The sequence below is a fragment of the Neptuniibacter sp. 2_MG-2023 genome (genome assembly GCF_030547495.1).
Lineage (GTDB): Bacteria > Pseudomonadota > Gammaproteobacteria > Pseudomonadales > Balneatricaceae > Neptuniibacter.
This window is the reverse complement of the sequence record NZ_JAUOQC010000017.1, coordinates 41,850-53,445: the sequence shown is the minus strand read 5'-3', so window position 1 is coordinate 53,445 and position 11,596 is coordinate 41,850. Positions and strand designations below refer to the sequence as shown.

Annotated in this window: 10 protein-coding genes, 1 tRNA gene and 1 other RNA gene; 5 read left to right on the top strand and 7 right to left on the bottom strand. The window is 44.2% G+C overall.

Going from position 1 to position 11,596, the window contains the following annotated elements; translation table 11 throughout:
- Nucleotides 1-73: 73 nt before the first annotated feature.
- The 3 genes from Q4486_RS14255 to Q4486_RS14245 form a co-directional block, all read right to left on the bottom strand.
- Nucleotides 74-191, bottom strand: a non-coding RNA gene (locus Q4486_RS14255) — RtT sRNA.
- 46 nt (nt 192-237) lie between these two features.
- Nucleotides 238-314: transfer RNA gene (locus tag Q4486_RS14250), tRNA-Arg, on the bottom strand.
- A gap of 65 nt (nt 315-379) precedes the next feature.
- Entirely contained in the window at nt 380-628 is a 249-nt protein-coding gene (locus tag Q4486_RS14245) for a hypothetical protein (RefSeq protein WP_303417737.1), read from the bottom strand.
- 322 nt (nt 629-950) lie between these two features.
- On the opposite strand from Q4486_RS14245, the gene Q4486_RS14240 reads away from it, so the two are divergent.
- Nucleotides 951-1,367 carry a cytochrome c5 family protein gene (locus tag Q4486_RS14240; protein ID WP_303519876.1) on the top strand — a complete coding sequence of 139 codons (417 nt, stop codon included), beginning with the start codon at nt 951-953 and terminating at the stop codon, nt 1,365-1,367.
- Nucleotides 1,368-1,434: 67 nt separating this feature from the next.
- Here Q4486_RS14240 and rep read toward each other — a convergent pair whose 3' ends face one another.
- Nucleotides 1,435-3,447: a DNA helicase Rep gene (rep, locus tag Q4486_RS14235; RefSeq protein WP_303417741.1), complete on the bottom strand. Its 2,013-nt coding sequence runs from the start codon at nt 3,445-3,447 to the stop codon at nt 1,435-1,437.
- A gap of 260 nt (nt 3,448-3,707) precedes the next feature.
- Here rep and Q4486_RS14230 point away from each other — a divergent pair, with 260 nt between their 5' ends.
- Entirely contained in the window at nt 3,708-5,426 is a 1,719-nt protein-coding gene (locus Q4486_RS14230) for a GGDEF domain-containing response regulator (protein WP_303519875.1), read from the top strand.
- A gap of 51 nt (nt 5,427-5,477) precedes the next feature.
- Here Q4486_RS14230 and Q4486_RS14225 read toward each other — a convergent pair whose 3' ends face one another.
- The 3 genes from Q4486_RS14225 to Q4486_RS14215 form a co-directional block, all read right to left on the bottom strand.
- Nucleotides 5,478-6,992: a YifB family Mg chelatase-like AAA ATPase gene (locus Q4486_RS14225; RefSeq protein WP_303519873.1), complete on the bottom strand. Its 1,515-nt coding sequence runs from the start codon at nt 6,990-6,992 to the stop codon at nt 5,478-5,480.
- Nucleotides 6,993-7,090: 98 nt separating this feature from the next.
- The gene (locus Q4486_RS14220) at nt 7,091-8,737 is read right to left on the bottom strand and encodes a diguanylate cyclase (protein WP_303417747.1); all 1,647 of its coding nucleotides are present in this window, start codon (nt 8,735-8,737) and stop codon (nt 7,091-7,093) included.
- A 75-nt stretch (nt 8,738-8,812) separates the two neighbouring features.
- Nucleotides 8,813-9,070, bottom strand: a complete 258-nt coding sequence (locus tag Q4486_RS14215; RefSeq protein ID WP_067869797.1) for an accessory factor UbiK family protein — start codon at nt 9,068-9,070, stop codon at nt 8,813-8,815.
- A 302-nt stretch (nt 9,071-9,372) separates the two neighbouring features.
- On the opposite strand from Q4486_RS14215, the gene Q4486_RS14210 reads away from it, so the two are divergent.
- The 3 genes from Q4486_RS14210 (at nt 9,373) to glnK (ending at nt 11,540) form a co-directional block, all read left to right on the top strand.
- A complete protein-coding gene (locus Q4486_RS14210) occupies nt 9,373-9,711 on the top strand; it encodes a P-II family nitrogen regulator (RefSeq protein ID WP_067869800.1) in 339 nt (112 codons plus the stop codon).
- Nucleotides 9,712-9,747: 36 nt separating this feature from the next.
- A complete protein-coding gene (locus tag Q4486_RS14205) occupies nt 9,748-11,004 on the top strand; it encodes an ammonium transporter (protein ID WP_303417752.1) in 1,257 nt (418 codons plus the stop codon).
- 197 nt (nt 11,005-11,201) lie between these two features.
- Nucleotides 11,202-11,540: a P-II family nitrogen regulator gene (gene glnK, locus Q4486_RS14200; protein ID WP_067869806.1), complete on the top strand. Its 339-nt coding sequence runs from the start codon at nt 11,202-11,204 to the stop codon at nt 11,538-11,540.
- Nucleotides 11,541-11,596: the final 56 nt, after the last annotated feature.

Genomic DNA, 11,596 nt, shown 5'->3' with positions numbered 1-11,596 from the left:
TTCTCACCCTCCAGTTTGGTGCACTGAATTTCGGTGAGGAGGAAACTGAAAGATGTGGAGACATATAAAAAAGTGGCCGCCTGGAGGGATTATTCGCTGCGCTCACCCTGCGGGCCGTCGCAAGCTCCGTTGTCTCGCTTCGCTCGGCTCGAACCCATCGGGGATTCTCACCCTCCAGTTTGGTGCACTGAATTTCGGTGAGGAGGAAACTGAAAGATGTGGAGACATATAAAAAAGTGGCGCGCCTGGAGGGATTCGAACCCCCGACCAACAGGATCGGAACCTGCTACTCTATCCAGCTGAGCTACAGGCGCACTCAAGAAGTGTTTGCGTGGCGTATTCTACCGATGCGCTGCTTATTCGCCAAGGCTTTTTAAGCTCAATTTGTTTGGGATTGAGTAGAGGTCGTGCAATATAGGCTTTTTAACTCTTCTTCGAGGTCGCCTTGCATAATAACCTCCCATTCATCTTTGTCTTCTGTATAAGCTAAGAACGAATGGCAACTACTGCACCTATAGATGCGCTGATTAGGTATAGAACTTAATAAGGTAAGCTTGGTTGTTGGGCTTGGTTTACCGGTCAACGTTCGGCAAACACAATTCTCATACATTCCATTGCTGGTCATCATAACCCCGCTGTTGATTTTAGACCTTAGTCTTAATATATTTTTACTCCTTTAGTTTAATAAAATCCATTCCTTTATCAATTCCTTGTTAAATTTAAGGTTTATTGCTTTTTAACTACAAAAAATTGCCCTAAATCAGCGGATTGCTGCGTTCTCCTGCCAAAGCCCCATTTCAGTTGTGATTATTTACCGTTATAATCCGCAGCCGGTGAAACTTTGAGCAGTCGAGTCTGAATTTCCGCCTCAGAGCAACTTATGTTGTGGTTGGGCATCCTACAGATCGCACTGCGCATATTAATTTGTGGTTTATTGAGAGGTCGTGACTGTGAAAAAAATCACTTCAGCATTGGTTGCTCTAGGTCTAGGTATTGCATTAAGTGCATCTGTACAGGCGACATCTAACGATGAAGCTGTTGCCGAGCGCATTAAAGCAGTAGGTTCTGTTTGTATAGAAGGCGATGATAGCTGTGGCGGCGCTGCTGCTGTAGCGGCTCCTGCTGCGGCTCGTACAGCCGAGCAAGTTTATTCAACTAAGTGTGCTGCGTGTCACGCAACAGGCGCTGCAGGTGCACCGAAATTTGGTACTTCTGAGTGGGCTGACCGTGGAGCTAAAGGCATTGACGCTCTACTTGCTTCAGCGATTAATGGCTTAAATGCTATGCCACCACGTGGCTTATGTGCTGATTGTTCTGATGATGAGCTAAAAGGTGCGATTCAGCATATGATGGATAGCGCTCAGTAATTAAGCGCCGTTCTGATATAAAAAAAGCCGCTTATGCGGCTTTTTTTATCTTTGTCTTATAACAAATCTAGTCAAACATATTTTTTAAACTATTCAGCGTAGCTTGGCCCCGTTTCTGATTTTGCACAGGGCACTTCTCTCCCGCTCCCTCTATCTCTAAATCTTCAGGCGGTAGTTCATCTAAAAAGCGACTTGGTAGGCAGTCCAACACTTCACCATATTGTTTACGTTGCTTCGCTAAGGTAATGGTCAAACAGCGTTTCGCCCTCGTAATACCTACATAGGCTAAGCGTCGCTCCTCTTCGATATTATCGGTTTCTATACTGTTCCTATGGGGAAGCAGCTCCTCTTCCATCCCCATAAGAAATACATGAGGAAATTCGAGCCCTTTTGACGCATGCAATGTCATTAATTGAACACGATTTGAATCGTCCTCTTCCTCTTGCCTATCTAGCATATCGATCAATATTAAGCGGTTAATCGCCTCTTGGATTCCCGCATCAGGTTCTTCTTCCTGTAAGCGCTCCATGGTCGATTTAAGTGAGTCCATTAAGAAATGCACATTCTGCATTCGCTTTTCGGCCATCGCATCACTAGAGCTATTTTGCGCAATCCAGCCTTCGTAATCGATATCGCGCATCATTTCATAGATCGCATCAATCGGATCACCTTGGTGACATTGACGGTAGATATGTTGCATCCAGCTACAGAAACGGCGCAACCGCTCTAAAGCATTGGCAGGCATCACTTGCTCTAAACCTAGTTCTTCGCAGGCATTGAACATACTGATCTGGCGTTCAACCGAGTACTGGCCTAGCTTTTGTAGCGTGCTCGGACCAATCTCTCGGCGCGGCAGATTGATAATACGTAGAAAAGCGTTGTCATCATCAGGATTAACCAACACTTTTAGGTAGCTCATTAAATCTTTAATTTCTGCACGGGCAAAAAAGGAGGTGCCACCATTTAACTTGTAAGGCACTTGATAGTGTTGCAGCTTCATCTCCAATAGACGTGCCTGGAAATTGCCACGGTATAAAACAGCCATATCTTTAAACTGAATATTATTCCGCAGATGCAGGTCTAAAGTTTCTGTTGCTATCCGTTCACATTCAGCATCTTCATTACGCGTATGTATCACCCTTATAGGATCACCCATACCCATATCACTCCATAAGGTTTTTTCATACACATGGGGGTTATTGGCAATCAGGGTATTGGCTGCTTTCAGTATACGGCTCGTGGAACGGTAGTTTTGTTCTAGTTTGACAACTTTTAGACTTGGGTAATCTTTCTCAAGCTGCACTAAGTTCTCAGGCCGCGCGCCGCGCCAAGCATAAATAGATTGGTCATCATCCCCTACAACGGTTAGTGCGCCTCGATGCCCAACTAAGAGTTTAACTAAACGATATTGAGAAAGGTTGGTATCTTGGTACTCATCCACCAGCAAATAACGTAACCGGTTTTGCCAACGCTCTAAAACCTTCGGATGTTCTTCAAACAGGCGAACAGGCACAAGAATTAGATCATCAAAGTCTACTGCGTTATAAGCACGCAAGTGTTGCTCGTATTCCTCATAGGCACGGGCACATAAAATATCTTGTGGTAACTGCGCTGACGCCAAAGCTTGAGCTGGCGTTAGCATCTCGTTCTTCCAACTAGAGATCTGATTTCGGACTATATCAACCTGATCACTTTCTTCGTTGTTCTGTAGCATCAGATCTTTTAATAGGGCTTTTGTGTCCTGATCATCAAAGATAGAAAATCCCGGCTTAAAGCCAAGATGCTTATGCTCACGCTTAATAATTGTAAGGCCAAGGTTATGGAAGGTAGCAACGGTCAGACCTTTACCTGCTGGACTCCCCTCTAACAGAGCATTAACACGCTCTTTCATCTCTCGTGATGCCTTGTTAGTAAAGGTAACAGCGGCAATATTGCGCCCAGCAATTCCACATGAGTTGATCAAGTATGCGATCTTGCGCGTAATTACACTGGTTTTGCCAGACCCGGCACCGGCAAGCACCAGTAAAGGACCACCAATATAGTCCACCGCTTCTTTCTGTCGTGGATTTAATCGAGACATTCTTTAAAAAACCTTAAAAAACGGCTAAAGCTTAGCCATACGCAGCCGAAACATAAAGGATGCGACTAGGGTAATACCAACTATAAATTTAGATAACTCTTTGATATATAAAAATAAAACAAGTGTTTGAATAATTCTTGCAGAGTGTTAATCTGAATAAAGTAAGACTTATTGGTAATTATGACACGAAAATTTTACAGGGAGACATCTCTTTATAAAATTTGTGTCTATAAATAAAGTGTCACACTGGGAAGTTGGCGATGTGCTCAGCGCTACAGCAGTTACCCGATAAACATAAAAAGATTTTACTGATCGATAGTCATCAGGAGAATCAAAGCAGACTTAAGTCGATACTGGAGCAACATCCACTGTATCAACTAACGCGCTGCAATGACCATGTAGAAGCATTGCTGATTCTGCAGCAGTCCTCTATTGATTTCATTTTACTCAGCTGTAACAACTCTCCACTCCCTTGCACAACTATAATTTCTGACCTGCATAAATTTCGCCCAAACACGCCAATTATTGCACTCAGCCCTCACATTACCGAAGAACAGGGGCAGAAACTCTTAACAGCGAACGCCACCGACTTTTTATCTTATGAGACACTGAATACAGAGATATTTTTAAGGACGCTACGCCACGCAGAACTCACCATTAAGCAAAGCACAGAGATACAACTTTTACGCCATTCCGATACTTTAGCTCCTGTTGGCAACCGTCAATTCTTCTATTTAACCCTCCTATACAAACTCAATTCCCTAATACAACAAGGCCGCCAACTTGCCCTAATCACTATTGATTTAGACCATTTCCGTAAATTTAATACCCGTTATGGTTTTTCAGCAGGTGATGAAGTTGTTTTAGAATTAGGTAAACGTATACAAAGTAGCGTTAGCAACGATGAAATGGTCGCAAGAATAGGCAACGATGAATTCGCCATTATTCTGGATCTACCAAGTACAGCGCCACTATTAGACACCGTCAAATCCCTACTGGGTAAGCTTATCGCCACATTAAAATCGTCCTATACTCACAGCGAGTCTCAGACCCAGATCGACTGTAGCATTGGTGCGGTATTGGCCCCTGAACATGGCAGTGAAGTTGATCTACTTACCAAGCGAGCCAGCATGGCTCGTATGCAAGCCAAACAGATTCATGGCTGTAGTTACTCCATCTATCGCCCTGGTATGGAATTAACGTCTGATAAAACCGTAGGTCTTGAATCGGAAATAATGACCGCCCTAAGAGCAGAGCAGTTTGTGCTCTTTTACCAACCCCGTATCGACCTCCGTTCAGGCAAGATTGTCGGGGCTGAAGCGCTAATTCGTTGGCAACATCCAACCCGCGGAATGATAATGCCTGGCGACTTTATCCCCCTATGTGAGCGGAATGGTTTAATTGTACCTATAGGGTATTGGACCATTAGACAGGCAGGCTTGCACCTTAAAGAATTAAAAGAAGCAGGCATCCATATTGATCGTTTAGGGGTCAACTTATCTTTCCGGCAGTTTAAGGATGATATGTTAGTCGATACCATCAAACGTATTATCAAACAGGAAGATATAGATACATCGGTTCTCGAATTTGAGTTAACAGAGTCAGCTATTTTTAACGATGAGAACCACGTTAGGGAGTGCCTCGATTCCTTAGCAGAAGAGGGGATCACTTTTTCATTAGATGACTTTGGTACCGGCTACTCCTCATTTTCATTACTGCATAAACTGCCCATCAGTGCGTTAAAAATTGATCGCTCATTTGTAAGTCACCTCAATGAGTCTTCAGAAGCCGAGGAGATTGTGCGCTCTATCATTAGCCTTGCCCATAATATGAAATTAACGGTTGTCGCTGAGGGCGTTGAAACAAGGGAGCAGTTAGACTTTTTGATTCAAGATAACTGCGACCAGATCCAAGGCTACTTCTACAGCCCTCCCGTTAGCTTCAGTGATTTTAAGCGAATGCTTCCTAAACCTCAGTAGCAACAGAAAACCTCTTCGAGCTAATACAATATCACCGCTGCGCTATCAGCTTTATCTTAATAAAGCCCTAGCAGATACTCGATAGCTCAACGCTTCCAGTAGATGCTTACTCTCCACCTTTTCCGCACCAGCAAGATCCGCAATGGTTCGCGCCACCCTTAAAACACGATGATACGCACGAGCTGACAACTGTAGTTTCTCCAACGCCTTAGCCAACATATCTTTATCTGAATCACTGATACAACAGATCTGTTCAAGCTGTTTACCCTCCAACATCTGGTTTGGGTAGCCTTGGCGCTCCATCTGCTGTGATCTTGCAAGAATAACGCGCTCTCTTACCTGCTCACTTGTTTCTTCAGCATCGGGGTAAGCCATCAGCTCTTTTTGTGACAAGGCTTGAACACTTAACTGCAAGTCAATACGATCCAACAATGGGCCCGATACTCGGGACTGATAACGTCGCACTTGATCAGGACTACAGCGGCAACGTTCCGTACCATCATTGTAGTAACCACATGGACAAGGATTCATTGCGGTAACTAATTGAAATCGAGCTGGGAATACAGATTGACGGGCAGCGCGAGAGATTAAAATCTCACCCGATTCAATAGGCTCACGCAGTACCTCTAAAACCTTACGACTAAACTCAGGCAACTCATCTAAGAATAAAACACCTTGATGAGCGAGAGAGATCTCACCCGGTTTAGGATTCCCACCCCCGCCCACCAAAGCAACAGAGGATGCGGTGTGGTGTGGCGCACGAAAAGGGCGCTGACAGATAAGCCCTTCACCGCCACTACGTTGCGCAATCGAATGTATTGATGCCACCTGTAAACGTTCAGACTCTGTCATTTCAGGTAGCAAGCCGGGCAAACGATTGGCCAACATACTTTTACCGCTACCGGGAGGGCCGACCAATAGTATGTTATGTGAACCTGCCGCCGCGATCTCTAAAGCCCTTTTCGCTTGAAGCTGTCCCTTAACATCATTCAGATCTGGATAGACTGCACTATATGTATGCGCTCCGGGACTAGCGACCGCACAGCTAATCAATTGCTCTGCTTTTAAATGGGCGCAAACATCCAACAGATGAGAAGCGGGATAAACACTCAACCCTGAGGCAAGCGTTGCATCATCTCCATTTGAAGAAGGAAGAAACAAACCCCGACCAGCCCCACGACAAGCCAGTGCTACAGGCAGCACACCCGCAACAGGTCTGAGCTCACCAGAAAGAGCGAGTTCACCAATCAGCTCTAGGGACTTCAGGGGCTCCACCGGTACTTGGCCACTTGCAGCTAAAATACCAATGGCGACAGCAAGATCGTAACGCCCACCCTCTTTAGGAAGATCTGCAGGCGCGAGATTTACTGTAATTCTACGTTGAGGAAAGTCATATCCAGAATTTATTAAGGCACTGCGGACCCGTTCTCGACTCTCTTTAACCGCAGTTTCAGGCAAGCCAACAATGGAGAAACTAGGCAGTCCACCTGAGAGGTGAACTTCCACAGTAACTAGGGGCGCATCAATTCCCACCTGCGCACGGGTATAAACAATCGCTAATGACATAAGCTTCCATCCTTGGAAGAATATTGAAAAAACTAAAGATAACCGCTAAACAGAAACTTGAAAAGGGCCCTTCTTATCCATGATTATTGGAGGGCCGATTAATGCTCAACAGCCAAATGTTCAAGAAGCTGCTGCAAAGTTAGTGGCATACCAAAATAACGGCCCTGCATTAGCATACAACCTTGCTCTGATAACTGTCCTCGCTGCCCCTCAGTGCTAACACCATCGGCCAACACTTCAATATCCAGTTTATCCGCAATTTTTAAAACGTTATCAATAATTTTATGGCGCCCCTCATCACTATTCATCATAGTTACTAGGCCTGCGTCGAGTTTAATAAAATCAGGATCTATATCACGTATTTTCTCCAGAACCGGCGCCTCACAAACGAATCCGCTGATGGATAAAAGCGCTTCGCTAGTCAACAGATCAAACAAGGCGCCCTCTTTTTCCAACGCGGTTTGAATATCCACGTCGATCATCACCCGCCCTATTTGCTGATATTGGCTTAACTGATTAACCCAACGCTGAATACTTTCTTTGCTCGATAGCTGCTGAGATTCAATGCGAAAAGAGATAAAACGAAGGCTAGGGAAACGCTCCCAAACTACATCTAAAGAGCGCAGTTCTGAATCGATCCAATGCTCAAATTGTTCGATGGAATCTGAATGTTCCAACAGTGCTGAAAATTCAGAAAATGGCACTAAGCCTAACTCAGGATGAATCCAACTAGGCCTTGCATGTACAGCCACAACTCGATGACTATAAATACTGTAAATAGGCAGATAGGTCATCTGGATTTCATGGCTGACAAGCGCAGTCACCAGATCCTCCTCTCGGAGAATCTGAGGGCCTTTGCTTCTCTCCATTAATGCACTATAGGCTCTAAATGTGTTCCGCCCACCCTGCTTAGCCGCATACATCGCAACATCTGCTTTTTTAACCAGATCTTTACCCCGCTCTGCATGTTCGGGATAGAGTGATATACCTACACTACCACTAATAAAAATCTCTCGATGGTCAACAAACACACCATGGGATAGCTGCTCAACAACCCTTTGTGCCACTTTAACAGCCGCATCCATACCATCAACAGCCGGTAGCATCATCACGAACTCATCACTACTTAAGCGTGCTAATGCATCTTCATCACGTACCACTGAGCCTAATCTACGTGCGACCTCCTGCAACAAATTGTCGCCAACATCGCGCCCTAAATTATCGTTAATCCATTTAAAACGGTCCAAATCAACCAGCATTACAGCCAGCTGTTCATTATCTGCTTTAGATTTTTCCAGTCGCTTATCCAGTATGCTTTGAAACATCTCCCAATTAAGTAGACGTGTAAGCTCATCATATTGAGGAATTTGTGACGGCGCTTCAGCGCTAGTTTTTAGCTGACTCATATTAAAAAATTGAGCAATATAACCAACAAACTCATTGTCGTTATTGGTTATCTTTATCACATTAAACCAAGCGGGATAAACAGAACCATTTTTATGCCTATTGAACAGTTCACCCTGCCATACATGAGTATCATTAAGATCAAGCCAAGCTTGCTCGTAGCTCGTATCTGATAAATTACCCGCACCTAAGACGCTCGGTTTCTGACCCACAACCTCATCAAAGCTATAACCGGAAATTTGCTGGAAGGCAGGGTTCACCCGAATAATATTATTATCCCTATCCGTCACAATCACAGCCTGAGGAGAACATAGAAACAACTGCTGCTCAAAATCTTTCATTATAAAAAACCAACCCCGTCTGGGTTAAATGTAAATGAGATAACATGTAAAACGGCTTAACTTTTCTATTTAAGACTACGGCTTTTTCTGTAAGGTTTCGTCTAACGCCTTTAACTGCAATTCTAATGCTTCAACTTTTTCTCTCGTCCGCAACAAAACCGCTTTTTGCGCATCAAACTCTTCTCTACTGACAATATCCAATCGATCAAACGTACCTTGTAGTAGGGATTTCACCTGCGCCTTAACGTTTTCTTGGTCTAGCACTTTCGCTTCACCAGAGAATAACTGAGAAAACTGTTCTGCTAAGCCTTCAATTAAATGTGGCTTGATCATTTTGTACCTCTAAAATCAGATAAAACACGACTCCAACTATAGCAATAAACCCATAACAAACCAGCCTCTCAAACAACGGCACCATTATGGTGCATCTACAAAAATAGCACTCAAACAACCGCCCTAAAATATCGCACAAAAATCAACCAAAGACAAAACAAACCAGATAACCGATTGATATTAAACAACTTTTAAAACATGGCACATCCTTCGCTATAGTCAGGGCAAGAATTGGTAATTAACTGTTTACTTAGCAATTTAAGTATTTTGTATTGAATTTAGTATTTATGGGGGATAACAAAATGAAGATGGTCTCCGCTGTCATCAAACCATTCAAACTGGATGATGTCCGTGAAGCTCTTTCTGAAATCGGTGTTCAAGGCATCACCGTTACAGAAGTAAAAGGCTTTGGACGTCAAAAAGGTCACACAGAGCTATATCGTGGCGCTGAATATGTAGTCGATTTTCTACCTAAAGTACGTGTAGATGCGGCTGTGTCCAGCGACATAGTAGATCAGGTCGTAGAAGCGATCAGTTCAGCCGCTCAAACCGGCAAAATAGGTGACGGTAAGATTTTCGTTACTTCTATTGAACAAGTAGTGCGTATCCGTACCGGTGAAACCGGCACTGAAGCGCTTTAAACATAGACTTACGATTGCTTCTGGAGGAACCAACCAATGGAAGAACTTTTAAATTCAACAGCTGCTGATGTAACTCAGCTGAAGTATGCCCTAGATACTTTCTATTTCTTAGTATGTGGTGCATTGGTCATGTGGATGGCTGCTGGCTTTGCTATGCTGGAATCTGGCCTAGTACGTGCTAAAAACACCACAGAAATTCTAACTAAAAACGTCGCGTTATACGCGGTGTCATGCATCATGTACTTAGTTTGCGGTTACGCAATCATGTACGGTGGTGACTACCTACTTTCAGGTATTACTGGTGATGGATTCACTGGCGCTGAAGAACCTGCTACTTACGCTCCATCAGCTGACTTCTTCTTCCAAGTGGTATTCGTAGCGACTGCAATGTCTATCGTTTCTGGTGCCGTTGCTGAGCGTATGAAGCTTTGGGCTTTCCTTGCTTTCGCTATCGTAATGACTGGTTTCATCTATCCAATGGAAGGTTCTTGGACTTGGGGTGGCAATGCTGTATTCGGCATGTACACGCTTGGCGATCTAGGTTTCTCTGACTTCGCAGGTTCTGGTATCGTTCACATGGCTGGTGCTGCTGCAGCTCTTGCTGGTGTTCTGGTTCTTGGTGCTCGTAAAGGCAAATACACTAAAGAAGGTGGCGTTAACGCTATCCCTGGTGCCAACCTTCCTCTAGCTACACTAGGTACATTCATCTTGTGGTTGGGTTGGTTCGGTTTCAACGGTGGTTCTGTACTTGCTACATCCGACGTTGAAAACTCAAACGCTGTTGCTGTTGTGTTCATGAACACTAACGCAGCTGCTGCCGGCGGTGTTGTTGCTGCGCTAATTGTTGCTCGCCTACTGTTTGGTAAAGCGGATCTAACAATGGCACTTAACGGTGCGCTAGCAGGTCTAGTTGCTATCACTGCTGAACCATCAACTCCTTCTGCACTACAAGCTACATTGTTCGGTGCGATGGGTGGTGTATTAGTAGTATTCAGTATCCTAACACTTGATAAAATGAAGATTGATGACCCAGTCGGTGCAATCTCTGTACACGGTGTTGTAGGTCTTCTAGGTCTTCTACTAGTACCACTAACTAACGATGGTGCTGCGTTCTCTGGCCAGATCATTGGTGCACTAACTATCTTCGGTTGGGTATTCGGAACAAGCTTGGTTACTTGGTTTGTAATTAAAGCGGTTATCGGTGTACGTGTAACTGAAGAAGAAGAGTACGAAGGTGTAGATATCTCTGAATGTGGTATGGAAGCATACCCAGAGTTTACATCTGCTAAGTAATCTATCTCTAGATTGAAAAGGGGTGCTTCGGCACCCTTTTTTTGTATTATTAACAAGCGCTTTTGAACCCCCTCCTGTAAATCTGATATACCACTCTGCATTTTTCTAGGTATACTTATCCCCATAGTTCACTGTAGTTAAAACTGCTAAGTGTTGAGCTAAACACTTAACGCAGGTACAAACTGAGGAATCGCATAATGAAACTGGTCACGGCGGTGATTAAACCATTTAAACTTGATGATGTACGTGAAGCTCTTTCTGATATTGGTATTCAAGGCGTTACCGTTACAGAAGTTAAAGGCTTTGGCCGTCAGAAAGGCCACACTGAACTCTATCGTGGCGCAGAGTACGTAGTAGACTTCCTACCAAAAGTTAAAATCGAAATTGCTGTTGATACAGATATGGTTGAGCAAGTGATCGAATCTATTGCAAAAACAGCTAATACTGGAAAGATCGGGGACGGGAAAATATTTGTTGCCCCCCTTGAACAAGTGATACGAATACGTACAGGCGAAAGCGGGCCTGACGCCCTTTAAAAACAAAAAAGCGCCTAACGGCGCTTTTTTTTACTAAAAGACAAAACGCTGAGCCA